The sequence below is a fragment of the Streptococcus thalassemiae genome (assembly GCF_903645285.1).
Taxonomy (GTDB): domain Bacteria; phylum Bacillota; class Bacilli; order Lactobacillales; family Streptococcaceae; genus Streptococcus; species Streptococcus thalassemiae.
In genome coordinates this window covers 161,842-184,593 of sequence record NZ_CAHJXN010000001.1, presented here as the reverse complement: position 1 = coordinate 184,593, position 22,752 = coordinate 161,842, and the positions used below count along the sequence as shown (strand labels likewise).

The window sequence follows — 22,752 nt, the reverse complement described above, 5'->3', positions numbered from 1 at the left end:
CTCATGCCTGCTTCTTGTTTTTACAGAAGGAGGACTTATGCCTGAATTACCTGAGGTTGAAACCGTTCGACGTGGCCTAGAAAAATTGATTGTGGGTAAGAAGATTTCGAGTGTAGAAATTCGTTATCCCAAGATGATTAAGACGGATTTGGACGAGTTTCGAAAGGAAGTGTCTGGTCAGATTATTGAGTCAATGGGACGTCGGGGCAAATATTTGCTTTTTTACTTGACAGACACGGTCTTGATTTCCCATCTGCGGATGGAGGGCAAGTATTTTTACTATCCGGACCAGGTTCCTGAACGCAAGCATGCCCATGTTTTCTTTCAGTTTGAAGATGGTGGCACGCTTGTTTATGAGGATGTTCGCAAGTTTGGTACTATGGAACTCTTGGCTCCTGACCTTTTGGATGCCTACTTTATTTCTAAAAAACTAGGTCCCGAACCAAGCGAGCAAGACTTTGATGTGCAGGTCTTTCAAGCTGCTCTAACTAAATCTAAAAAGCCTATCAAATCCCATCTCCTAGACCAGACTTTGGTAGCTGGACTTGGCAATATCTATGTGGATGAGGTTCTCTGGCGAGCTCAGGTTCATCCGGCTAGATCTTCCCAGACTTTAACAGTAGAAGAAGCGACAGCTATTCATGACCAGACCATTGCTGTTTTGGGACAGGCTGTTGAAAAAGGTGGTTCCACCATTCGGACCTATACCAATGCCTTTGGGGAAGATGGAACCATGCAGGATTTTCATCAAGTCTATGACAAGGCTGGTCAAGAATGTTCACGTTGTGGCACCATTATTGAGAAAATCCAACTAGGTGGACGAGGAACTCACTTTTGTCCAAACTGTCAAAGGAGGGGCTGATGGAAAAAATCATTGGAATCACAGGAGGAATTGCCTCTGGTAAGTCAACTGTGACAAATTTTCTAAGAAAGCAAGGTTTTCAAGTAGTGGATGCCGATGCAGTCGTCCACCAACTACAGAAACCTGGTGGTCGTCTGTTTGAAGCTCTAGTCCAGCACTTTGGGCAAGAAATCATCCTTGAAAACGGAGAACTCAATCGCCCTCTCCTAGCTAGTCTTATCTTTTCAAATCCTGAAGAACGGGAATGGTCTAAGCAAATTCAAGGGGAGATTATCCGTGAGGAACTGGCTACTTTGAGAGACCAGTTGGCTCAGACAGAAGAGATTTTCTTTATGGATATTCCCCTACTTTTTGAGCAGGACTACGTCTCTTGGTTTGATGAGACTTGGTTGGTCTATGTGGACCGGGATGTCCAAGTAGAACGCTTAATGAAAAGGGACCAGTTATCCAAAGATGAAGCTGAGTTTCGTCTGGCAGCCCAGTGGCCTTTAGAGAAAAAGAAAGATTTGGCCAGCCAAATTCTTGATAATAATGGGAATCAGGTCCAGCTTCTTACTCAGGTGTTCTCCCTTCTTGAGGGAGGTAAGCAAGATGACAGAGATTAACTGGAAGGATAATCTGCGCATTGCTTGGTTTGGTAATTTTTTGACAGGAGCCAGTATTTCTTTGGTTGTGCCTTTTATGCCCATCTTTGTGGAAAATCTGGGTGTAAGAAGTGAGCAAGTCGCTTTTTATGCAGGCTTAGCTATTTCTGTCTCTGCCATTTCTGCAGCACTTTTCTCTCCTATCTGGGGCATCCTTGCTGACAAATACGGTCGAAAGCCCATGATGATTCGGGCTGGTCTGGCCATGACTATCACTATGGGGGGATTGGCTTTTGTGCCAAATATCTATTGGTTAATCTTTCTTCGTTTACTGAATGGTGTATTTGCAGGTTTTGTTCCCAATGCAACGGCCTTGATAGCCAGTCAGGTTCCCAAGGAGAAATCAGGCTCTGCCTTAGGTACTTTGTCTACAGGCGTAGTTGCAGGTACTCTAACGGGTCCCTTTATTGGTGGCTTTATTGCAGAATTATTTGGCATCCGTACTGTTTTCTTACTGGTTGGTAGTTTCCTATTCTTAGCTGCTATTTTAACTATTTGCTTTATCAAGGAAGATTTTCAACCAGTAGCCAAGGAAAAGGCCATCCCAACCAAGGAATTATTTACATCAGTTAAATATCCCTATCTTTTGGTCAACCTCTTTCTGACCAGTTTTGTCATCCAATTTTCAGCCCAATCAATCGGTCCTATTTTGGCTCTTTATGTACGCGACTTAGGGCAGACAGAGAATCTTCTTTTTGTCTCTGGTTTGATTGTATCCAGTATGGGCTTTTCCAGTATGATGAGTGCAGGAGTCATGGGAAAGCTAGGTGACAAGGTGGGCAACCATCGTCTCTTGGTTGTAGCTCAGTTTTATTCAGTTATCATCTATCTCCTCTGTGCCAATGCCTCTAGTCCGCTTCAACTAGGACTCTATCGATTCCTCTTTGGCTTGGGAACCGGTGCGCTGATACCTGGGGTCAATGCCCTACTCAGCAAAATGACTCCCAAAGCCGGCATTTCGAGGGTCTTTGCCTTCAATCAGGTATTCTTTTATCTGGGAGGTGTTGTTGGTCCTATGGCAGGTTCTGCAGTAGCAGGTCAATTTGGCTACCATGCTGTCTTTTATGCGACAAGCCTTTGTGTTGCCTTTAGTTGTCTCTTTAACCTGATTCAATTTCGAACATTATTAAAAGTAAAGGAAATCTAGTGCGAGTAAAAATCAATCTCAAATGCTCCTCTTGTGGCAGTATCAATTACCTAACCAGTAAAAATTCAAAAACCCATCCAGACAAGATCGAGGTTTTAAAGTATTGTCCCAAGGAAAGAAAAGTAACCCTACATCTTGAATCTGAGTAGATTTTATGGTAAAATAATAGGGATTTTAAGGAGTTTGATATGTATAACCTATTATTAACCATTTTATTAGTATTATCTGTTGTGATTGTGATTGCGATTTTCATGCAACCAACCAAAAACCAATCCAGCAATGTATTTGATGCCAGCTCAGGTGATTTGTTTGAACGCAGTAAAGCACGCGGTTTCGAAGCTGTAATGCAGCGTTTGACAGGGATTTTAGTCTTTTTCTGGCTAGCCATTGCCTTAGCATTGACGGTATTATCAAGTAGATAAGAAAATAATGGGCAGGACTAGGTCTTTGCCTCTTTTTATTTTTAAAGGATATTTGAGAAGGTTTTACAGTAAAAGAAAATAAAAAATCTAGAAAGAAAATATGAAAGATAGAATAAAAGAATATTTACAAGATAAGGGAAAGGTAACTGTCAATGACTTGGCTCAGGCTTTGGGAAAAGACGGTTCCAAGGATTTTCGTGAGTTGATTAAAACCTTGTCCCTAATGGAAAGAAAGCATCAGATTCGCTTTGAAGAAGATGGAACTTTGACTTTGGAAGTCAAGAAAAAACACGAGATTACTCTCAAGGGGATTTTTCATGCCCATAAAAATGGATTTGGCTTTGTTAGTCTGGAAGGCGAGGAGGACGACCTTTTTGTAGGAAAAAACGATGTCAACTATGCTATTGATGGTGATACCGTTGAGGTCGTCATCAAAAAAGTCGCTGACCGCAACAAGGGAACAGCTGCCGAAGCCAAAATTATTGATATCCTAGAACACAGTCTGACAACTGTTGTCGGCCAAATCGTTCTAGATCAGGAAAAGCCTAAGTATGCTGGCTACATCCGTTCGAAAAATCAGAAAATCAGTCAACCGATCTATGTTAAGAAACCAGCCCTTAAACTCGAGGGAACCGAAGTTCTCAAGGTCTTTATCGATAAATACCCAAGCAAGAAACATGATTTCTTTGTCGCGAGTGTTCTCGATGTGGTGGGACACTCAACAGATGTCGGAATTGATGTCCTTGAGGTTTTGGAGTCTATGGACATTGTCTCAGAATTTCCAGAGGCTGTTGTCAAGGAGGCAGAAAGTGTGCCTGATGCTCCATCACAAAAGGATATGGAAGGCCGTCTGGATCTAAGAGATGAGATTATCTTTACCATTGATGGTGCGGACGCCAAGGACTTGGACGATGCGGTGCATATCAAGGCATTGAAAAATGGCAATCTGGAACTTGGAGTTCACATCGCGGATGTTTCCTACTATGTGACCGAGGGTTCTGCCCTGGACAAGGAAGCCCTTAACCGCGCGACTTCAGTCTATGTGACAGACCGAGTGGTGCCAATGCTTCCAGAGCGTTTGTCAAATGGCATCTGCTCCCTCAATCCTCAAGTTGACCGCTTGACCCAGTCTGCCATTATGGAGATTGATAAACATGGTCGTGTAGTCAACTACACCATCACACAAACGGTTATCAAGACAAGCTTCCGTATGACCTATAGCGATGTCAATGACATCTTAGCAGGCGATGAGGAGAAGAGACAAGAATATCAGAAAATTGTTCCAAGTATTGAACTCATGGCCAAGCTCCATGAAATTTTAGAAAACATGCGTGTGAAACGTGGAGCCCTCAATTTCGATACCAATGAAGCCAAGATTTTAGTGGATAAACAAGGTAAGCCTGTTGATATCGTTCTTCGTCAGCGTGGTGTTGCCGAGCGCATGATTGAGTCCTTTATGCTGATGGCCAATGAAACAGTTGCTGAGCATTTTAGTAAGCTGGATTTGCCTTTTATTTATCGAATCCACGAGGAGCCCAAGGCTGAAAAGGTTCAGAAGTTTATTGATTATGCTTCGAGCTTTGGCTTGCGCATTTATGGAACTGCTAGTGAGATTAGCCAGGAGGCCCTCCAAGACATCATGCGTACTGTTGAGGGAGAACCTTATGCGGATGTATTGTCTATGATGCTTCTCCGTTCCATGCAGCAGGCTCGCTATTCGGAGCATAATCACGGCCACTATGGACTAGCGGCTGACTATTACACTCACTTTACCAGTCCGATTCGTCGTTATCCAGACCTTCTTGTTCACCGTATGATTCGTGATTACGGCCGTTCTAAGGAAATAGCAGAGCATTTTGAGCAAGTGATTCCAGAGATTGCAACCCAGTCTTCCAACCGTGAACGTCGTGCCATTGAGGCTGAGCGTGAAGTCGAAGCCATGAAAAAGGCTGAGTATATGGAAGAATACGTGGGTGACGAGTACGATGCTGTTGTATCAAGTATTGTTAAATTCGGTCTCTTTGTCGAATTGCCAAACACAGTTGAAGGATTGATTCACATCACAAATCTACCTGAATTTTATCATTTCAATGAGCGGGATTTGACCCTTCGTGGAGAGAAATCAGGTATTACCTTCCGTGTCGGGCAGCAGATTCGTATTCGAGTTGAAAGAGCGGATAAAATGACTGGAGAGATTGATTTTTCATTCGTACCTAGTGAGTTTGATGTGATTGAAAAAGGCTTGAAACAGTCTAGTCGTAATGAAAGAGGACGTGGTTCAAATCGTCGTTCAGATAAGAAGGAAGACAAAAGAAAATCAGGACGCTCAAATGATAAGCGCAAGCATTCACAAAAAGACAAGAAGAAAAAAGGGAAGAAACCTTTTTACAAGGAAGTAGCTAAGAAAGGAGCCAAGCATGGCAAAGGGCGAGGGAAAGGTCGTCGCACAAAATAAAAAGGCGCGCCACGACTATACAATCGTAGATACGCTAGAGGCAGGGATGGTCCTGACTGGGACTGAAATCAAGAGTGTGCGAGCTGCTCGAATCAATCTCAAGGATGGCTTTGCCCAAGTAAAAAATGGAGAAGTCTGGTTGAGCAATGTTCATATCGCTCCTTACGAAGAGGGCAATATCTGGAACCAAGAACCAGAACGTCGTCGTAAACTCCTGCTCCATAAGAAACAAATTCAAAAATTGGAACAAGAGACTAAGGGAACAGGTATGACCCTGGTTCCCCTTAAAGTCTATATTAAAGATGGTTATGCTAAACTCCTTTTAGGACTTGCTAAAGGGAAGCATGACTATGACAAACGGGAGTCTATCAAACGACGTGAGCAGAATCGCGATATTGCGCGCGTGATGAAAGCTGTTAATCAGCGATAAAAAGAGGAAATGAAAATGGAAAAACTAGTTGCCTATAAACGTATGCCTTTGTGGACTAAAGAAACCATGCCAGAGGCTGTTCAGCAGAAACACAATACCAAGGTTGGGACTTGGGGCAAGATTACTGTTTTAAAAGGAACTCTCAAGTTTATTGAATTGACAGAGGATGGTGAGGTTTTAGCTGAACACCTCTTTGAAGCAGGGGCAGACAATCCAATGGCCCAACCTCAAGCCTGGCATCGAGTAGAGGCTGCTACAGACGATGTGGAATGGTACTTGGAATTTTATTGTAAACCTGAGGATTACTTCCCAAAGAAATACAATACCAATCCTGTCCATTCAGAGGTTCTAGAGACCATGCAGACAGTAAAACCAGGGAAAGCCTTGGATTTGGGCTGTGGTCAGGGCCGTAACTCTCTCTTTCTTGCACAGAATGGTTTTGATGTGACAGCTGTGGATCAAAATGAACTGGCCCTTGAAATCTTGCAAAGCATTGTGGAGCAAGAAGACCTGAACATGCCTGTTGGTCTTTACGATATCAATTCAGCCAGCATTGGGCAAGAATATGATTTTATCGTTTCAACAGTTGTTTTGATGTTTTTGCAAGCGAACCGCATTCCTGCAATTATCAAAAATATGCAGGAGCATACCACGGTCGGTGGCTATAATCTTATCGTTTGTGCTATGGATACGGAAGATTACCCTTGCTCTGTGAACTTCCCATTTACCTTTAAAGAAAGGGAATTGGCAGACTATTACAAGGACTGGGAATTGGTCAAGTACAATGAAAATCCTGGCCATCTTCACCGTCGCGATGAGAATGACAATCGCATTCAACTACGCTTTGCGACCATGCTAGCTAAAAAAATTAAATAATCATGAATGAAGATTGGGAATTTCCTGATCTTTTTTCTTTTTTTACGAATAATATAGAAAAGGAGGGAAATCATGTTTGTTGCGAGAGATGCTAGGGGAGAATTGGTAAATGTGTTAGAGGATAAGCTTGAGAAGGAAGAATACACCTGCCCAGCTTGTGGAGGTCAGCTCCGTTTGCGTCAAGGACCAAGTGTCCGAACCCATTTTGCCCATAAATCTTTAAAAGACTGTGATTTTTCATTTGAAAATGAAAGTCCAGAACACCTAGCCAATAAGGAATCCCTCTATCACTGGTTAAAAAAAGAGACAGAAGTTCAATTAGAATACCCCCTTCCAGAGCTTAAACAGATTGCAGATGTGTTTGTAAATGGCAATCTAGCTTTAGAAGTTCAGTGTAGTCCCTTGCCTCAAAAAATTCTTAAAGAGCGTAGTGAGGGCTATCGTAGTCAGGGTTACCAAGTACTGTGGTTGCTGGGTCAAAAACTTTGGCTCAAGGAGCGTTTGACTCGTCTGCAACAAGGTTTTCTATACTTCAGTCACAACATGGGATTTTATGTTTGGGAATTAGACAGTGAAAAACAAGTTTTAAGACTCAAATACCTCATTCACCAGGATCTCCGTGGCAAACTCCATTATCAAATCAAGGAATTTCCCTATGGTCAAAGTAGTCTACTGGAGATATTACGTCTTCCCTATAAGAAACAAAAAACATCTCATTTTACAGTTTTTCAAGATAAGGACATCTGTCGCTATATCCGACAGCAGCTTTATTATCAAAATCCCATTTGGATGAAAGAACAAGCAGAAGCCTATCAGAAGGGAGAAAATCTCATGACTTATGGACTAAAAGAATGGTATCCACAAATTCGACCACTAGTAGGTGATTTTTGCCAAATTGAGAAGGATTTGACCAGCTATTATCAGTATTTTCAAATCTATTACCAAGAAAATCCTCAAAATGATTGGCAAAAGCTCTATCCACCAGCCTTTTATCAGCAATATTTCTTGAAAAATATGGTAGAATAGAAAGGATGGAGGAATCTAATGGTATTACAAAGAAATGAAATAAATGAAAAAGATACATGGGATCTATCAACGATCTACCCAACTGACCAGGCTTGGGAAGAAGCCTTAAAAGATTTAACAGAACAATTGGAGACAGTAGCCCAGTATGAAGGTCATCTCTTGGATAGTGCGGATAGCCTACTCGAAATTACTGAATTTTCTCTTGAAATGGAACGCCAAATTGAGAAGCTTTACGTTTATGCACATATGAAGAATGACCAGGACACACGTGAAGCCAAGTACCAAGAGTACTATGCCAAGGCCATGACACTCTACAGCCAGCTAGACCAAGCCTTTTCATTCTATGAACCTGAATTTATGGAAATCAGTGAAAAGCAGTATGCTGACTTTTTAGAAGCTCAGCCAAAATTGCAGGTTTATCAACACTATTTTGATAAGCTTTTGCAAGGCAAGGAACACGTTCTTTCACAACGTGAAGAAGAATTATTGGCTGGCGCTGGAGAAATCTTTGGTTCGGCAAGTGAAACCTTCGCTATCTTGGACAATGCGGATATTGTGTTCCCTTATGTTCTTGACGATGATGGTAAGGAAGTTCAACTCTCTCATGGGACTTACACACGTTTGATGGAGTCTAAAAATCGTGAGGTTCGCCGTGGGGCCTATCAAGCTCTTTATGCGACTTATGAACAATTCCAACATACCTATGCCAAAACCTTGCAAACCAATGTTAAGGTCCAAAACTATCGTGCCAAGGTACGCAACTACAAGAGTGCTCGTCATGCAGCCCTAGCGGCTAATTTTGTTCCAGAAAGTGTTTATGACAATTTGGTAGCAGCAGTTCGCAAGCATTTGCCACTCTTGCATCGTTACCTTGAACTTCGTTCAAAGATTTTGGGGATTTCAGACCTCAAGATGTACGATGTCTACACGCCGCTTTCATCTGTTGAATATAGTTTTACCTACCAAGAAGCCTTGAAAAAAGCAGAAGATGCCTTGGCAGTCTTGGGTGAGGATTACTTGAGCCGTGTTAAACGTGCCTTCAGCGAGCGTTGGATTGATGTTTACGAAAATCAAGGCAAGCGTTCAGGTGCCTACTCTGGTGGTTCTTACGATACCAATGCCTTTATGCTTCTCAACTGGCAGGACAATCTGGACAATCTCTTTACTCTTGTTCATGAAACAGGTCACAGTATGCATTCAAGCTATACTCGTGAAACGCAACCTTATGTTTACGGAGATTACTCTATCTTCTTGGCTGAGATTGCCTCAACGACCAATGAAAATATCTTGACGGAGAAATTATTGGAAGAAGTGGAAGACGACGCAACGCGCTTTGCGATTCTCAATAACTTCCTAGATGGTTTCCGTGGAACAGTTTTCCGCCAAACTCAATTTGCTGAGTTTGAACACGCGATTCACCAAGCGGACCAAAATGGTGAAGTCTTGACAAGCGATTTCCTAAATAAACTCTACGCAGACTTGAACCAAGAGTATTATGGTTTGAGTAAGGAAGACAATCCTGAAATCCAATACGAGTGGGCTCGGATTCCACACTTCTACTATAACTACTATGTATATCAATATTCAACAGGCTTTGCGGCGGCCTCAGCCTTGGCTGAAAAGATTGTCCATGGTAGTCAAGAAGACCGTGACCGCTATATCGACTACCTCAAGGCAGGTAAATCTGACTACCCACTCAATGTCATGAGAAAGGCTGGTGTTGATATGGAGAAGGAAGACTACCTCAACGATGCCTTTGCAGTCTTTGAACGTCGTTTGAATGAGTTTGAAGCCCTTGTTGAAAAATTGGGATTGGCATAAGATGGTTGAATCGTATAGTAAAAATGCCAACCATAACATGCGTCGCCCTGTCGTCAAGGAAGAAATTGTGGACTTGATGCGTCAGCGCCAAAAGCAAGTCACAGGTTCCTTGAAAGAATTGGAAGACTTTGCCCGCAAGGAAAATATTCCTATTATTCCCCATGAAACGGTAGCTTATTTCCGTTTTCTCATGGAAACCATGCAACCTAAAAACATTCTGGAAATTGGGACGGCTATCGGTTTTTCTGCCCTCTTGATGGCAGAACATGCGCCAAATGCCAAGATTACAACTATTGATCGCAATCCAGAAATGATTGGTTTTGCCAAGGAAAATTTTGCCCAGTTTGACATTCGCAAGCAAATCACACTCCTAGAAGGAGATGCGGTAGATGTCTTATCTACCTTGACAGAGTCTTATGATTTCGTCTTTATGGACTCTGCCAAGTCTAAATACATCGTTTTTCTGCCAGAAATCCTCAAACATTTGGAAGTTGGAGGTGTGGTTGTCTTGGATGATATTTTTCAAGGTGGTGATGTTGCCAAGGACATTATGGAAGTTCGGCGTGGTCAGCGAACTATTTACAGAGGACTTCAAAGACTATTTGATGCAACCTTAGACAATCCAGGCCTCACCGCAACATTAGTACCTCTGGGTGACGGCATTCTCATGCTTCGTAAAAATGTAGCAGATGTTCAATTGCCTGACAGCGAATGATTTTCAGAAAAATTTAAGAAAATATAGTAAAATAGATAGAGTAACACTTATCTCAAAGGAGTAGACATGAAGAAAAAACTATTGGCAGGTGCCATTACACTATTATCAGTAGCAACTTTAGTAGCTTGTTCGAAAGGTTCAGAAGGGGCAGACCTTATCAGCATGAAAGGGGATGTCATCACAGAACATCAATTTTATGAGCAAGTGAAAAGCAACCCTTCAGCCCAACAAGTCTTGTTAAATATGACCATCCAAAAAGTTTTTGAAAAACAATATGGCTCAGAGCTTGATGATAAAGAGGTTGATGATACTATTGCCGAAGAAGAAAAACAATATGGCGAAAACTACCAACGTGTCTTGTCACAAGCAGGTATGACTCTTGAAACACGTAAAGCTCAAATTCGTACAAGTAAATTAGTTGAGTTGGCAGTTAAGAAGGCAGCAGAAGCTGAATTGACAGATGATGCTTATAAGAAGGCCTTTGACGAATACACTCCAGATGTAACGGTTCAAATCATCCGTCTTGATAATGAAGATAAGGCTAAAGAAGTTCTCGAAAAAGCCAAGGCAGAAGGTGCTGATTTTGCTCAATTAGCCAAAGATAACTCAACTGATGAGAAAACTAAAGCAAATGGTGGAGAAATCACCTTTGATTCTGCTTCAACGGAAGTACCTGAGCAAGTCAAGAAAGCCGCTTTCGCTTTAGATGTAAATGGCATTTCTGATGTGATTACAGCAACTGGAACACAAGCTTACAGTAGCCAATATTACATTGTAAAACTCATTAAGAAAACAGAAAAATCATCTAATATTGATGACTACAAAGAAAAATTAAAAACTGTTATCTTGACTCAAAAACAAAATGATTCAACATTTGTTCAAAGCATTATCGGAAAAGAATTGCAAGCAGCCAATATCAAGGTTAAAGACCAAGCCTTCCAAAATATCTTTACACAATATATCGGTGGCGGAGATTCAAGCTCAAGCAGTTCATCAAAAGAATAGTCCAAATCAATAAGTCAGGGAAAAAACTCGACTTCAGGAAAAAATGAAGTAAATCTTCCCACAATAAAACGCATAGTACAAGGTTTTCAATACCTGATATTATGCGTTTTTTGATTTTAAAGACTTTTTGACTAGCCCCATTTTTTAACTTAATACTCAGTGAAAAGCAAAGATTAAACTAGGAAGCTAGCTGTAGGCTGCTCAAAGAACAGCTTTGAGGTTGCAGATAAGACTTATGAGGTCACCAACATATATAATGTGAAGCTGACGTGGTTTGAATAGATTTTAGAAGAGTATGAGTCTGGAAGTTTTAATGGATAATGCAAGATTCCATAGAATGGGTAAGCTAGAGTTCTTATGTGAAGAGTTTGGGCATAAACTTTTACCTCTTCCTCCCTACTCATCTTATACTCAATGAAAATTAAAGAGCAAACTAGGAAACTAGCCGCAGGCTGTACTTGAGTACAGCAAGGCGACGTTGACGCGGTTTGAAGAGATTTTCGAAGAGTATTAGTATAGAAAAGTGAATCTGAACTAGTACATCACTGCTTCTAAAACATTCTTATAAATTGATTTAAATTCTCAAATCACATTATTCAGTTCTTATTTCATTTTGCTCTACAATCCTGTTGAGAAGACACGTTTTCATAGTAAAAAGGTATTGGCAAGTTGCAATACCTTTTTACGAGGCTCTTTTGTCTTATTTTTGTTTCAACTGACTATATCTCCTATTGTTCTAGTTCAGAAGGCTAGGCTATAATTATGATTGATAGGAAGTATCATTCCAAGTATCGAGAGTAAATGTTTCAAAATCATGGGTTTCTATAATGGTTAGGCTGGCATTTGCTAGACCGCCATCTTTACGAAGAAGTGGTTCTTTATAACCTAGAAGAGTACGAAGACTGGCAGTAAGATTGGCGCCGTGTCCGACAATTAGAATACGCTCAGCTGGACTATCTTTTAATGATTTGATAAATTGGATAGTTCGTTGTGTTGTGCTATAGAGGGATTCGGCTCCAAACATTTGAGTGTCAAATTGAGCAAGATTTGAACGAAAAGCCTGGATTTGTTGTGGATAAATAGCTTCCAAGGTTGCAATTTTCAAACCTTCTAATTTACCCAGCTGCCATTCACGGAGATTCGGAACACTTTCTAAAGGACAGGGGGTCCTGAGTTGACTTTGGATAATCTCAGCAGATTTGACCGCTCGAGGTAAATCACTTGAATAAATCTGATTAAAAGGAACATCCTTGAGATACTGGCCAAGTTGTTTTAGGGTTTCAATGGATTCAGGAAGAAGGGGAGAATCTCCACTAGCACCTTGAAAACGCCCTTCTTGGTTCCAGACGGTACGACCGTGGCGGACAAAGTAGAGTTTCATTACTTGCTGTCCTCCAAAATATCGGCAAAGTCTGCCTTTACAAAGCTAGCCAAGTCTTGTGGCGCGACGATAATGCTGTGACCAACTTCCCCAGCAGAGACAATCATTTGATCCAAGTCTAGGGCAATTTTATCGATAAAAATGGGATAATTGTGTTTCTGACGAATGCCGACAGGATTATTGGCTCCATGAATGTAGCCAGTTGTTTTTTCCAAGTCCTTTTGCGGAATCATGCTCACTTTTTTATTGCCAGAAATTTTAGCTAGTTTCTTTTCAGACAAGTGCTGAGTGATAGGTACAATTCCGATAATCGGTCCTGTCTTGTCTCCCAAAAGAGCCAAGGTTTTGAAAATCTGGTCTCGCTCATAACCTTGAGGAAGCTCTCCTTCCAGAGCATTGATTTGAATCCCTTGATGTGGGATACCTGCTTTAGACAGGATTTGTTCTACTAATGTTTTTTTGACTTTTACTTTTTTTGCCATTATTTATACTTATCCTCCAATTGACTCATCCAAATACCAAGCCAGATTCCCAAGGCAAAGAAGAAGGCGATGATGACATAGCCAACAAGTGAAAGGCCTGTGTATTGGATGCTTTCAGAGTTTCCTGCATTTGGAATCAAGATCAAAAGAGTACTTGATAGGACGATACCGATGATGAAATGATAGACGCGTGAGTAGTAGTTATTTAAGGCATAATCCATCATTTTTGAAAAAACGATGAGAGTGGCACCTGCCCCGATTCCAATCGGGAAGAAGGTTCCCAAAAGGTCAAAGGTTTTGAAACCAGTCAACATAGGAGCATAGAGGCCCAAAATCAAAAGTAGATTTGATGGACTGAGGCCAGGCACCAATACGCCAAGAGCCAGCAGTGCACCTGCTAGGACCAAATTAAGAAAGCTAGCACTTAAGGTTCCAACGACAAAATTTAAGGCATAGAGTCCTAATCCAGAAATGATAAAGGTTATCCAGAACCAAGCTAAATCAATCTTGTCTCGGTCAGATTCTCGAGTTGATTCCTTGAGGAGGCTAGGAACCGTACCAATGATGGCACCCGCAAAGCTCCATAAGACAAAGACCTGATAATTTTCAAGCAGGTATTCAATCGGGTAAGAAAATAAGCCGATTCCCAGAAGCATACCAATCGCAACTGGAATAAAGTACAAAACATTTTCTTTAAAGTCTTTAAAGGGATGGGCCAGAAAGCCAATCATCCGTTCGTAAATTCCTAAGATTGCTGCTAGAACCCCTCCGGAAATTCCCGGTAAGATAAATCCAAGAGCAATCACAATCCCTTTAATAAGGCGTGCTAACCATGAGAGCATATAGTTCCTCCAACTATTTCTATTTCAAAAAATCCTTACTATATTGTATCACAATCAAACACAAAAAGAAAAAGCAAATGCTAAACAAATGCTTTTAAGGTTTTAAAAAGAGTTTTCTAAAGGTTTCTTCTTTGTTTTTTAAGGGAGAGATGACGTTGATATCCAAATTGTGGTCAAAGCCGGCAATTTTCCCTTTAGATGTGTATTGGTGGATGTCATAATCTAAATCAGTTTTAGGACTGCTCTCCAAAAATCCTGAGTTTGAGCCGTAGGACGGAATCCAAACAGAGGTAAACTTGCCTGTATCAATACTGTGTTCTTCCATGAAGTAGACCCCAACGTAGATTCCGATGTTTTTAGCACCTAGTGATGCTAGTTTTGCTCGAAAGGCTTCAACACCCTCGTTCATATTGGACATGGTTTTGTCTTCTACGTCTAGCCAATAGTAACTAGGGCTGTAAGGAGAGGCAGCATTGTAGAAAACTTCAGCGGCTTTTTCCATTTCTTGGACACTTTTTCCAGCTACATAAGCGTAGACCCCAACGGGGACATTCCGCTTTTGAAGTTCAGTGATATGACTCTTATAGGCCTTGTCTATTCCATTGATAAAGGAAGCATCATTTTCTTTTGTCGTTTGAGCACCGCTGTGAACACGAACAATAGCGCCTGAAATATTTTGTGAGAGGGCGTCATAGTTGATTTCCTCAGGACGCTGCCAGCCAGAGAGGTCAATAATCGGTTTGTCTAAGTGTTTCAAAGCCTGTGCTTCAATCTGCGCTATGTTGGATTTTGTTTTAAACGATTGGTTGTCATTAAGTGGGCGATTGATGATTAAAATGAAAATTATGATCCCAAAAAAACCAAATAAAATAAGTGGATGAATTTGTTTTCTCATATCTTATAATTCTACCCTAAAAATCAAAAAAAATCAAAAAAATGGGTTAAGGAAAGGACTTTGGAGCATTTTTTCATTCAAGGGCGCGGAATGATTTGAAATATGGTATAATAAAAGGGAATTTCTACAGAAAAGAGAAGATTATGTCAAATTTTGCCATTATTTTAGCAGCGGGTAAAGGGACTCGCATGAAATCTGATTTGCCAAAAGTGTTGCACAAGGTTGCGGGTATTTCTATGTTGGAACATGTTTTCCGTAGTGTGGGAGCTATCCAACCTGAAAAGACAGTAACAGTTGTGGGACACAAGGCAGAATTGGTTGAACAGGTCTTGGCTGGACAGACAGAATTTGTGACTCAATCTGAACAATTGGGTACAGGTCATGCGGTTATGATGACAGAGCCTATCTTAGAAGGTTTGTCAGGGCACACCTTGGTCATCGCAGGAGATACTCCTTTAATCACTGGTGAAAGCTTGAAAAACTTGATTGATTTCCACATCAATCATAAAAATGTGGCCACTATCTTGACTGCTGAAACGGATAATCCTTTTGGCTATGGACGAATTGTTCGTAATGACAATGCTGAGGTTCTTCGCATTGTGGAGCAGAAAGATGCCACAGATTTTGAAAAGCAAATCAAGGAAATCAACACTGGAACATATGTCTTTGACAACGAGCGTTTGTTTGAGGCTTTGAAAAATATCAATACCAATAATGCTCAAGGAGAATACTATATCACAGATGTCATTGGCATTTTCCGTGAAGCTGGTGAAAAAGTTGGCGCTTATACTTTGAAAGATTTTGATGAAAGTCTTGGTGTAAATGACCGTGTGGCTCTTGCGACAGCTGAGTCAGTTATGCGTCGCCGCATCAATCACCAACACATGGTCAATGGGGTTAGCTTTGTCAACCCAGAAGCAACTTATATCGATATTGATGTTGAGATTGCTCCTGAAGTTCAAATCGAAGCCAATGTTACCTTGAAGGGGCAAACGAAAATTGGTGCTGAGACTGTTTTGACAAACGGTACTTATGTAGTGGACAGCACTGTCGGAGCAGGAGCGATCATTACCAATTCTATGATTGAGGAAAGTAGTGTTGCGGACGGTGTAACAGTCGGTCCTTACGCCCACATTCGTCCAGGTTCAAGTCTGGGTGCCCAAGTTCATATTGGAAACTTTGTTGAGGTGAAAGGTTCTTCAATTGGCGAGAATACCAAGGCTGGTCATTTGACTTATATCGGAAACTGTGAAGTGGGTAGCAAGGTTAATTTTGGTGCAGGAACCATTACAGTCAACTATGACGGTAAAAACAAATACAAGACAGTCATCGGTAACAATGTCTTCGTTGGTTCAAATTCAACCATTATTGCGCCAGTTGAGTTAGGTGACAATTCCCTCGTTGGAGCTGGTTCAACTATTACTAAAGACGTGCCAGCAGATGCGATTGCGATTGGTCGCGGTCGTCAGGTCAATAAAGACGAATATGCAACACGCCTTCCTCATCATCCTAAGAATCAGTAGGAGCCTATCATGGAATTTGAAGAAAAAACGCTTAGCCGAAAAGAAATCTATCAAGGACCAATATTTAAACTGGTTCAAGATCAGGTTGAATTACCAGAAGGTAAAGGAACTGCTCAACGGGATTTGATTTTCCACAATGGAGCTGTCTGTGTTTTAGCTGTAACCGATGAGCAAAAACTCATCTTGGTCAAGCAGTACCGTAAGGCTATCGAGGCTGTCTCTTACGAAATTCCAGCTGGAAAATTGGAAGTAGGAGAAAATACAGACCCTGTAGCAGCAGCTCTTCGTGAATTAGAGGAAGAAACAGCCTATACAGGGAAATTAGAACTCTTGTACGATTTTTATTCAGCTATTGGCTTTTGTAATGAGAAGTTAAAACTATACCTAGCTAGCGATTTGAAAAAGGTGGAAAATCCACGTCCGCAGGATGAAGATGAGACCTTGGAAGTCCTTGAAGTGAGCTTAGAAGAAGCCAAGGAATTGATCCAATCAGGTCATATTTGTGATGCCAAGACAATTATGGCTGTTCAGTATTGGGAATTGCACAAAAAATAGAGGAGGTCAGTATGGGTAAACCTTTATTAACGGATGAAATGATTGAAAGAGCTAATAGAGGCGAAAAAATTTCAGGTTCCCCTTTGCTAGATGATGAGGAGACTAAGATTTTACCAACCTCTTCTTCCCGTTTTGGTTATGCCAATCCTAAGAATCATGGTTTTAGCCAGGAAACCTTGAAGATTCAGGTCGAACCGTCTATTCATAAAAGCCGTCGCATTGAAAATACCAAGAGAAATGTCTTCAATTCTAAGTTAAATAAGATTTTATTTGTAGTCATCTTTCTCTTGATTTTGCTTGTGTTAGCTGTAAAATATTGGCGATAGAAAAGGAATTGAAATGAAAATAGGAATTATTGCAGCTATGCCAGAAGAACTGGCTTATTTGGTCCAGCATTTAGAAAATGCCCAAGAGCAAGTTGTTTTGGGGAATACCTATCATATAGGAAACCTTGCCTCGCATGAAGTCGTTCTTGTAGAAAGTGGAATTGGTAAGGTCATGTCTGCTATGAGTGTGGCGATTTTGGCTGATCATTTCCAAGTGGATGCTTTGATTAACACGGGATCTGCTGGTGCAGTAGCAGAGGGTATTGCGGTTGGGGATGTTGTGATTGCTGACAAATTAGCCTATCATGACGTGGATGTCACAGCTTTTGGTTATGCTTATGGACAAATGGCGCAACAACCGCTTTATTTCGAATCAGATAAAACCTTTGTTGCCAAAATCCAAGAGAGTTTATCTCAATTGGATCAAAACTGGCATCTTGGTTTGATTGCTACAGGAGATAGTTTTGTTGCAGGAAATGACAAGATAGAAGCGATTAAGTCCCATTTCCCAGATGTTTTAGCTGTTGAGATGGAGGGGGCAGCGATTGCTCAGGCAGCGCATGCTCTTAATCTTCCAGTCTTAGTCATCCGAGCTATGAGTGACAATGCCAACCATGAAGCAAACATCTCTTTTGATGAGTTTATTATCGAAGCTGGACGTCGCTCTGCTCAAGTCTTATTAGCCTTTTTGAAGGCCTTAAATTAAGCGAAAATTTGACAGTTTTTCTAGCTTATGATAAGATTTAAGTAAAGAAAAGCTAGAAAACGTTTCAGAGGATATTATGAGTATTGAAATGACCGTCAGTGAGATTGCAGAGGTCTTAGGATTATCTCGCCAAGCAATCAATAACCGTGTCAAAGAATTACCAGAAGAAGACACAGATAAAAATGACAAAGGGGTAACAGTCGTTACCAGAAGTGGCTTGATTAAGCTAGAAGAAATCTATAAAAAAACGATTTTTGAAGATGAGCCTGTCAGTGAAGATGTCAAGCAACGTGAACTGATGGAGATTCTGGTTGATGAGAAGAATGCAGAAATTCTTCGTCTCTATGAACAATTAAAAGCCAAGGATCGTCAGTTATCAGAAAAAGACGAGCAGATGCGTATCAAAGACCGTCAGATTGCTGAGAAAGACAAACAACTCGATCAGCAGCAACAATTGACCCTTCAAGCTATGAAGGATCAAGAAAATCTCAAGCTAGAGCTGGACCAAGCAAAAGAAGAAGTCCAATCCACTAAGAAAGGCTTTTTTGCTCGTTTATTTGGAGGATAATCAAGGAGCTGTTTAGGTTAAATGCTAACCTGATGGCTTCTTTTATTTCTAAATAGTATAGTTGCTCAAGTAATACTCAATGAAAATTAAAGAGCAAACTAGGAAGCTAGCCGCAGGCTGCTCAAAGCACTGCTTTGAGGTTGTAGATAAGACTGACGAAGTCAGCTCAAAACATGTTTTTGAGGTTGCGGATAAAACTGACGAAGTCAGTAACTATATCTACGGCAAGGCGAAGCTGACGCGGTTTGAAGAGATTTTCGAAGAGTATAAAATAACAGTATAGGAGAGGTAGAAAATGGAACGATTAGAAGATTATATTGCTTTCGATTTAGAATTTAATCAGCATGAAGGGCAAACACACTTGATTCAAGTATCGGCAGTGCGTTTTAGAGATGGTCAGGAAATCGATGCCTATGATTCCTATGTTCATACCAGTGTGCCTCTAAAGAGTTTTATCAATGGATTGACGGGGATTACAGCTGAGACCTTAAAAGATGCTCCCCCAGTGGAGGAAGTCATAAAAGAATTCCAAGAGTTTGTGGGTTCTTTGCCGATGATAGGCTACAATGCTGTTAAAAGTGATTTGCCTATTCTAGCAGAGCATGGTTTAGATTATAGCCAGCAGTACAAGGTGGATCTGTATGATGAAGCTTTTGAACGTCGCAGTTCGGATTTACATGGTATTGCCAATCTCAAATTGCAAACTGTTGCCTCATTTCTTGGATTTCAAGGTCAGTCCCATAATAGTCTGGAGGATGCTCGTATGACGGCGCGTGTTTACGAATCCTTCTTAGAGTCAGATCAAGCTAGGGAATTGTTAGAGACAGAAAGTAGCTTATCAAACAATCCTTTTGGTGGCTTGGACTTGTCTCAATTATTTGACTAGGAGTGCCTATGAAACCTGAAAAACCTAAAAAATTGGGTTTTAAACAGATTTATCTCAATCTTGATAAAATCCTCTTTCTCTTTTTCTTGATTTTTATGATAGTGGAGTATTTGTGGGTCCCATTCAATTCATGGTTGGCTAGCTTCTTATTAGATCAGACAGGTTATCTTTTTATTTCCTATAACAATGTCTTAGCCATCCTCACTCATTCTCCATTGATTAGTCTAGCTTTTTTAGCCTTGATTATCATTAACCTTCTGGTTGCTTATTTTCAAATAGGACTCCTCTTTATTGGTGCTCGTCATCTTCTCTATCATGAAAAGCGAAGGCTAATTGAGTATATCCGCAAGGTTTTCCATGAAAGTTTTGGATTTATGAAAAAGCTAACTTGCGCCAAAGCCTTGTTTATCTTTTTCTATATAGCTATGCTTTTTCCTTTTATACGGAAAATGCTGAAGATTTATTATCTCAATAAAATCGTCATTCCAGAGTTTATTCAAGATTATTTAGAAGATAAATATTGGATGTGGTGGCTGAGCATCCTACTTCTATCTCTTATTTTTCTCTATGTCTCTGTCAGATTGATGTTTGCCCTTCCGAAGATTGTATATGATCAGCTGACTGTTCGAGAAGCAGTGATGTTTAGTTTGGAGAAAACCAAGAAAAGAGTTGCTTTTTATGCTTGGAATTTATTTTATATCTTGCTCAAGGCAAATTTATTATTTTATCTTCCTTTGATTCCTTTGTTATTGGCTCAAACTTTGGTAGATGACATCACTCAGAGAGAGTCTCTGATTCTTGGTATTTTGAATTTTGTCGTGATTAAAAATCTTTATTATATGGCTCTGACTTACTTTTTGGTTAAATTTGTTTCATTTTTGACAGGAAAGGAGCTGGATATGCTTCCTAGGAGAGAAAAAGATCACATCATGCGATGGGGAGTCATGACTTGTGCTAGTCTTTTCTTTGCCTTAGAAGGTTATATTTATCTGGAGGCTCCCATGGTTCATCTACCTCAGCTTATTTCTCACCGAGGGGTTTCCAATGCAAATGGGATTCAAAATACAGTAGAGTCCTTGGAAACTACAGCACAGCTCAAACCAGACTTGGTGGAGACGGACGTGCAGGAGACAAAAGATGGGCAGTTTGTCATGATGCATGATGCTAACTTGAAAAATCTAGCAGGTATCAATAAAAGTCCTCAAGACTTAAACTTGGAGGAGCTTAAAGGGATTGATATTTTTGAAAATGGCTACCAGACTAAAATTTCAAGCTTTGAAGATTATCTCAGTCGAGCCAACGAACTTGGTCAAAAATTACTAATTGAAATCAAAACTAGTAAAAAAGATAGTCCAGACATGATGGACCGCTTTTTAGCCCGTTATGCTGCAAAGCTCAAGATTTATGGGCATCAAATCCAGTCTTTAGACTACCATGTTGTTGAAAAAGTAAGACAGTATGATGCCGAACTGCCAGTTTATTTTATCATGCCCTACAATTCTGTCTTTCCTAAAACAAGGGCGACAGGATATACTATGGAGTACTCGACCTTGGATGAATATTTTGTAAGCAAACTATGGACAACGGATCAGAAACTTTATGTCTGGACTGTCAATGATTCAGAAGCTATCAACAAATCGCTTCACTTAGGAGTAGATGGAGTGATTACAGATGATTTGGAAAAAGTTCAGTGGGAAATAGAAGTAGCCCAAGAAGATCCAGAATATACGGATTTGCTCTTGAAAAAAGCTCTGGAATTCTTTGAATTTTAGTCATAAAAAAGAGGAACAACTATTCCTTCCATGATAGGTAAGTATTCTTGTGAATGCTTGCTTTTTTGTGATTGCAATACGGTTTACGAGAAATGTATGTCTTGTTTTTATTTCAATCAACTTGATAGTAATTTGAGATTGGAATAGTACATTACAACTTCTAAAATGGTACTAAAAATTGGGAAAATTCCTTTATTCTATATATTCATCAGAAAGAATTGATTAAAAATTAGGAGACTTTTAATTTCTTTTCCGAATAAATAGATAGAAGCATCAAATCTAGTAAATTAGATTAAAAAATGTGCTATAATGAAAGGAGAAGAAATATGACTGTACGTCATCCGGGCATCAGCCCAACTAACGATTTGGTTGCTAAGAAAATCTTTAGTAATCCAGAAATCACTTGTCAATTTATTCGCGATATGCTGGATTTACCAGCAAAAAACGTGACCATTTTGGAGGGAAGTAACATTCACGTCTTACCTTCCCTGCCGTACTCGGCACAAGATTTCTATACCAGTATAGACGTTTTAGCTGAACTAGACAATGGCACTCAAGTTATCATTGAGATTCAAGTCCATCATCAGAATTTTTTCATCAATCGCCTGTGGGCTTATCTGTGCAGTCAGGTCAATCAAAATCTTGAAAAAATTCGCCAACGTGAAGGTGATACCCACCAGAGTTACAAACACATCGCCCCCGTTTATGCCATTGCAATTGTGGACAGCAACTATTTCTCAGATGACTTGGCTTTCCACAGTTTCAGCATGCGCGAAGACACGACTGGTGAAGTCTTAACCATCACAAGTAACGGTCAAGAAAACCATCTGGTCAAGATGGCGTTCTTAGAACTAAAAAAATACAGAGAAACCAGCAAAGACGAGGTTCGCAAACCCTGGTTGGAGTTTTTTGGGAATAAACCCTTTACCCAACAACCAGAGCGAGCTATCAGCCAAGCAGATCAACTGCTGGACTATAAAAGCTGGTCCGAGGAGGACAGGAAAATGTTTAGTCAACTACGTATGCGCGAAGAACAAGCCTTGTTAGCGCAGGACTATGCCTTGGAACAAGCTGAGGAAAAAGGCTTAGAACGTGGTCGTGCAGAGGGTCGTGAACAAGGACGAGAAGAAGGCATTGAAGAGGGATTAAAAGTAGGTTTAGTAAATCTAGTACGCCAAGGTCTCCTGACTTCTGAGGTTGCCAGTGAGCAATTAGGCATGACCGTCGCTGAGTTTGAAGCGTTGTTGGCAAGACATGAGTGAGAAATCTGTAAATATTATACGATATGAAAACAATTAAAAAGAATAGCTAAATTTCTTGATGGAAAAGAGATTAGCTATCTTTTTTGTTAGGAAAGTTTGAACTTTTCACTTTCTTTTCCGAATAAATAGATAGAAGCAGAGAATCTAGTAA

25 protein-coding genes and 1 pseudogene are annotated in these 22,752 nt (G+C 40.5%); 22 read left to right on the top strand and 4 right to left on the bottom strand.

The features are described 5' to 3' along the window. Positions 1 to 37 precede the first annotated feature (37 nt). From mutM to HWX15_RS00975, 13 genes and pseudogenes are all read left to right on the top strand, one after another. Complete coding sequence (mutM, locus tag HWX15_RS01035; protein ID WP_175880000.1) at positions 38 to 862, top strand: DNA-formamidopyrimidine glycosylase; 825 nt, start codon at positions 38 to 40, stop codon at positions 860 to 862. After that, entirely contained in the window at positions 862 to 1,467 is a 606-nt protein-coding gene (gene coaE / locus HWX15_RS01030; RefSeq protein WP_175879999.1) for a dephospho-CoA kinase, read from the top strand. Before mutM ends, coaE begins: the two co-directional genes overlap by 1 nt. After that, on the top strand, positions 1,454 to 2,653 hold the full coding sequence (locus HWX15_RS01025; RefSeq protein WP_175879998.1) for a multidrug efflux MFS transporter PmrA: 1,200 nt from the start codon (positions 1,454 to 1,456) through the stop codon (positions 2,651 to 2,653). Before coaE ends, HWX15_RS01025 begins: the two co-directional genes overlap by 14 nt. Further along, complete coding sequence (gene rpmG, locus HWX15_RS01020) at positions 2,653 to 2,802, top strand: 50S ribosomal protein L33 (protein ID WP_175879997.1); 150 nt, start codon at positions 2,653 to 2,655, stop codon at positions 2,800 to 2,802. Before HWX15_RS01025 ends, rpmG begins: the two co-directional genes overlap by 1 nt. A 39-nt stretch (positions 2,803 to 2,841) precedes the next feature. Continuing rightward, a complete protein-coding gene (gene secG / locus HWX15_RS01015; protein WP_000282517.1) occupies positions 2,842 to 3,075 on the top strand; it encodes a preprotein translocase subunit SecG in 234 nt (77 codons plus the stop codon). A 100-nt stretch (positions 3,076 to 3,175) separates the two neighbouring features. Next, positions 3,176 to 5,530: a ribonuclease R gene (gene rnr / locus HWX15_RS01010; protein ID WP_175879996.1), complete on the top strand. Its 2,355-nt coding sequence runs from the start codon at positions 3,176 to 3,178 to the stop codon at positions 5,528 to 5,530. Then, positions 5,493 to 5,960, top strand: a complete 468-nt coding sequence (gene smpB, locus HWX15_RS01005; RefSeq protein ID WP_001051750.1) for an SsrA-binding protein SmpB — start codon at positions 5,493 to 5,495, stop codon at positions 5,958 to 5,960. The genes rnr and smpB overlap by 38 nt, the downstream gene beginning before the upstream one ends. Before the next feature lie 15 nt (positions 5,961 to 5,975). After that, complete coding sequence (gene tehB / locus HWX15_RS01000; protein ID WP_175879995.1) at positions 5,976 to 6,836, top strand: SAM-dependent methyltransferase TehB; 861 nt, start codon at positions 5,976 to 5,978, stop codon at positions 6,834 to 6,836. Positions 6,837 to 6,908: 72 nt separating this feature from the next. Then, the gene (locus HWX15_RS00995; RefSeq protein WP_175879994.1) at positions 6,909 to 7,862 is read left to right on the top strand and encodes a competence protein CoiA; all 954 of its coding nucleotides are present in this window, start codon (positions 6,909 to 6,911) and stop codon (positions 7,860 to 7,862) included. An 18-nt stretch (positions 7,863 to 7,880) separates the two neighbouring features. Continuing rightward, entirely contained in the window at positions 7,881 to 9,683 is a 1,803-nt protein-coding gene (gene pepF / locus HWX15_RS00990) for an oligoendopeptidase F (protein WP_175879993.1), read from the top strand. Between the two features lies 1 nt (position 9,684). Next, positions 9,685 to 10,398 (top strand): O-methyltransferase, encoded by a 714-nt coding sequence (locus HWX15_RS00985; RefSeq protein WP_175879992.1) that lies wholly within the window; start codon positions 9,685 to 9,687, stop codon positions 10,396 to 10,398. Positions 10,399 to 10,464: 66 nt separating this feature from the next. Next, on the top strand, positions 10,465 to 11,403 hold the full coding sequence (gene prsA, locus HWX15_RS00980) for a peptidylprolyl isomerase PrsA (protein ID WP_175879991.1): 939 nt from the start codon (positions 10,465 to 10,467) through the stop codon (positions 11,401 to 11,403). Positions 11,404 to 11,710: 307 nt separating this feature from the next. Further along, positions 11,711 to 11,806, top strand: a pseudogene (locus tag HWX15_RS00975) (IS630 family transposase); the annotation flags it as partial. A 357-nt stretch (positions 11,807 to 12,163) separates the two neighbouring features. On the opposite strand, the gene HWX15_RS00970 reads toward HWX15_RS00975, so the two are convergent. From HWX15_RS00970 to HWX15_RS00955, 4 genes are all read right to left on the bottom strand, one after another. Then, positions 12,164 to 12,784 carry a histidine phosphatase family protein gene (locus tag HWX15_RS00970; protein WP_175879990.1) on the bottom strand — a complete coding sequence of 207 codons (621 nt, stop codon included), beginning with the start codon at positions 12,782 to 12,784 and terminating at the stop codon, positions 12,164 to 12,166. Beyond that, positions 12,784 to 13,266, bottom strand: coding sequence for an aminoacyl-tRNA deacylase (locus HWX15_RS00965; RefSeq protein WP_175879989.1), 483 nt, complete (start codon positions 13,264 to 13,266; stop codon positions 12,784 to 12,786). The genes HWX15_RS00970 and HWX15_RS00965 overlap by 1 nt, the downstream gene beginning before the upstream one ends. Further along, complete coding sequence (locus HWX15_RS00960) at positions 13,266 to 14,108, bottom strand: DUF368 domain-containing protein (protein ID WP_175879988.1); 843 nt, start codon at positions 14,106 to 14,108, stop codon at positions 13,266 to 13,268. The genes HWX15_RS00965 and HWX15_RS00960 overlap by 1 nt, the downstream gene beginning before the upstream one ends. Before the next feature lie 94 nt (positions 14,109 to 14,202). Beyond that, a complete protein-coding gene (locus HWX15_RS00955) occupies positions 14,203 to 15,003 on the bottom strand; it encodes a GH25 family lysozyme (RefSeq protein ID WP_119919552.1) in 801 nt (266 codons plus the stop codon). A gap of 143 nt (positions 15,004 to 15,146) precedes the next feature. Here HWX15_RS00955 and glmU point away from each other — a divergent pair, with 143 nt between their 5' ends. The 9 genes from glmU to HWX15_RS00910 all read left to right on the top strand — a co-directional run bounded on the left by glmU (position 15,147) and on the right by HWX15_RS00910 (position 22,601). Then, entirely contained in the window at positions 15,147 to 16,526 is a 1,380-nt protein-coding gene (gene glmU / locus HWX15_RS00950) for a bifunctional UDP-N-acetylglucosamine diphosphorylase/glucosamine-1-phosphate N-acetyltransferase GlmU (protein WP_175879987.1), read from the top strand. Positions 16,527 to 16,535: 9 nt separating this feature from the next. Further along, positions 16,536 to 17,081, top strand: a complete 546-nt coding sequence (locus HWX15_RS00945; RefSeq protein WP_023942735.1) for an NUDIX hydrolase — start codon at positions 16,536 to 16,538, stop codon at positions 17,079 to 17,081. An 11-nt stretch (positions 17,082 to 17,092) separates the two neighbouring features. Beyond that, positions 17,093 to 17,407, top strand: coding sequence for a cell wall synthase accessory phosphoprotein MacP (macP, locus tag HWX15_RS00940; RefSeq protein ID WP_175879986.1), 315 nt, complete (start codon positions 17,093 to 17,095; stop codon positions 17,405 to 17,407). 13 nt (positions 17,408 to 17,420) lie between these two features. After that, the gene (locus HWX15_RS00935) at positions 17,421 to 18,113 is read left to right on the top strand and encodes a 5'-methylthioadenosine/adenosylhomocysteine nucleosidase (RefSeq protein ID WP_175879985.1); all 693 of its coding nucleotides are present in this window, start codon (positions 17,421 to 17,423) and stop codon (positions 18,111 to 18,113) included. A gap of 76 nt (positions 18,114 to 18,189) precedes the next feature. Then, positions 18,190 to 18,681, top strand: a complete 492-nt coding sequence (gene rocS, locus HWX15_RS00930) for a chromosome segregation protein RocS (protein WP_000021242.1) — start codon at positions 18,190 to 18,192, stop codon at positions 18,679 to 18,681. Positions 18,682 to 18,760: 79 nt separating this feature from the next. After that, entirely contained in the window at positions 18,761 to 18,964 is a 204-nt protein-coding gene (locus HWX15_RS00925) for a hypothetical protein (RefSeq protein ID WP_000693056.1), read from the top strand. A 12-nt stretch (positions 18,965 to 18,976) separates the two neighbouring features. Beyond that, positions 18,977 to 19,567, top strand: a complete 591-nt coding sequence (locus tag HWX15_RS00920; protein WP_164227065.1) for a 3'-5' exonuclease — start codon at positions 18,977 to 18,979, stop codon at positions 19,565 to 19,567. Between the two features lie 8 nt (positions 19,568 to 19,575). Continuing rightward, complete coding sequence (locus tag HWX15_RS00915) at positions 19,576 to 21,339, top strand: glycerophosphoryl diester phosphodiesterase membrane domain-containing protein (protein ID WP_173306869.1); 1,764 nt, start codon at positions 19,576 to 19,578, stop codon at positions 21,337 to 21,339. 326 nt (positions 21,340 to 21,665) lie between these two features. Beyond that, on the top strand, positions 21,666 to 22,601 hold the full coding sequence (locus HWX15_RS00910; RefSeq protein ID WP_175879984.1) for an Rpn family recombination-promoting nuclease/putative transposase: 936 nt from the start codon (positions 21,666 to 21,668) through the stop codon (positions 22,599 to 22,601). The last annotated feature ends 151 nt before the right edge of the window (positions 22,602 to 22,752 follow it).